The organism is Neisseria sp. HMSC03D10, from assembly GCF_001807625.1.
In the GTDB taxonomy this organism is placed as follows: Bacteria; Pseudomonadota; Gammaproteobacteria; order Burkholderiales; family Neisseriaceae; genus Neisseria; species Neisseria mucosa.
On the sequence record NZ_KV789540.1, the window covers coordinates 1 to 1862 of the forward strand.

The following is a 1862-nucleotide window of genomic DNA, read 5'->3' on the forward strand; positions in this document are numbered from 1 at the left end:
TTTTCAGACGGCCTTTCCCATTGCCATCCTATATGCCGTCCAATACCGCAAACCCGTGTTTGCAGGCATATTCGATATAGTCCTTCGGATAAAAACTCATTGCCTTTAAGGGTTGACCTTCCATATCTGCATGAAGCAGCAGGGTAAAGATGGCGGTTTCAAATGCCCAGTAGCCGAAGAACAATTCTCCATCCCTGACTTTATGGTAGTCATACCAATAAGTATCCTTATTAGTTTTGTACCAGCCTTTCAGATAGTCCCGCAGCAGCCTGCCGCGAGGAATGCCCGAAGGTTCAAACGGGTTGTCGGGGTTTTTGGGCGGATGGATGATGTCGGGTATCAGCATATAGACGCTTTTCGGAAAAAACGGTTTGGGATTGACCTGAACCCTGCCCCGATATCCGACCAAATCCAGCAATGCCTTCATCGGTGCATCCACCAGTGGGGCACCGCCAAGAATGCGCTCTCCGTTTTCGTCCAAATCGGGTGAAAGCCAGCCGGGGATGCGGTTGAGGCTTTCTTTATGGTTGGACAATACGGCCAGCCCCAGCAGCCAAAGGATGTAGGCGTAGGAATCGGCTTCCCACAGTTGCAGCTTGTCTTCGGGGAAATCAATGTCGAAATGCTTGTGGAAGCGTTCGAGCATGTCATGGGTGGCGGAAACGACTTCGGGCATGGGAATGCCTGCGGAATAGAGGAGCTGGACGTATTTCATATAGTCTGACAGTTGTGTATCGCTACGGCTTGAATACCAGTTTCGCACCTGTTTTTCTCCTTGCCCAGCAATCCACTCAGGAATTTCCATAGACCAAAATTCTATATCTTTATATTCCTCCAAAAATTTTTTCTTACGAAGAAAATTATTTTCTATCAAATAAATAGCTCGTTTGTTCTTTTCAAATTCACACATTATCTTTCCTTTTTAAATTTTAACCGTACCAACGACTTTGGCATTTTGATCCAATTTGTAGATGGTTTCGACTTTACCGTCCGGTCCGACTATCATCAGCCAACTTTCATAGCTTTGTTCAACTTTCCTTGCTTGTGCATCACCAATTTCTTTTTCCAATCTATTTTTAATCCACCTATTACTCATCTGCTTCCCGTCCTTGGTATTCCCCAACAGCCCCTCGACATTCTTCGCCCTCGTCAGCGTCCCGTCGCTGTCCACGTACTCCCCGACTGCCGTCCTGAACTTCGTCTCCGTAACAATGTACGGCGGCGGCGGATTAGGATTACCGTATATACCGTCTATCCCGCGACCTTTGGGCGCGTCTTCCAAACTGCGCACCCGGCGGTTATCGGGGAGCAGGTTGTTGAACCCCTTATTTACCATGTATTCGTCGCTGATCAATTCCCCGTACAGCCCTTTTTTGGCATTATTCCAGCCGCGGACGATATTCGGGTCGTGCCTCTCCAGCCGAACCGGCGTTTTGTTCCCCACCCTTGCCGCCTGCAAACCGCCTACCTCTTTTTCCAAAGCATTCGCAATCCCGTTCAGAGTGCCTTTTACTTCGTCTACGGCACTTTGCAGCGGTCTGACTGCCTGATTTTGCAAACGTTGCGATTCTGCAAGCAGGTGGCGCAAATCGGACATGGCTCCGTTAGGCAGGGCATATTCGACTTTTGACAGCCTGCCTATCACCTCATCCGCAAATATTTTGTTTAAAACCTTCCAACGATTGATAATATCTTGAACCGCTAAAGACTTTGCCTTATCCCTGCACCAATCAGCCATGGCACGGTAACCGTTATTTCACTGGCGTAATCATCCAGCTGCTTAGCCATATAAACAAAACAACCGTTATTAGAAAAGGCCGTCTGAAAGGTTTTGAACTGCACCCCAAAAGTTGGACATCCCC

The 1862-nt window shown here is 48.1% G+C and carries 2 protein-coding genes; both read right to left on the minus strand.

Translation table 11 applies throughout. The features are described 5' to 3' along the window. Positions 1 to 28 precede the first annotated feature (28 nt). Positions 29 to 763 carry a PoNe immunity protein domain-containing protein gene (locus tag HMPREF3066_RS06425; RefSeq protein WP_472684886.1) on the minus strand — a complete coding sequence of 245 codons (735 nt, stop codon included), beginning with the start codon at positions 761 to 763 and terminating at the stop codon, positions 29 to 31. A 159-nt stretch (positions 764 to 922) separates the two neighbouring features. Next, positions 923 to 1597 (minus strand): hypothetical protein, encoded by a 675-nt coding sequence (locus HMPREF3066_RS06430; RefSeq protein ID WP_141743190.1) that lies wholly within the window; start codon positions 1595 to 1597, stop codon positions 923 to 925. Positions 1598 to 1862: the final 265 nt, after the last annotated feature.

What these genes read in the sequence shown, in the direction of transcription:
- HMPREF3066_RS06430 (WP_141743190.1), bottom strand. Translation starts at nt 1,597, where the DNA reads ATGTCCGATTTGCGCCACCTGCTTGCAGAATCGCAACGTTTGCAAAAT.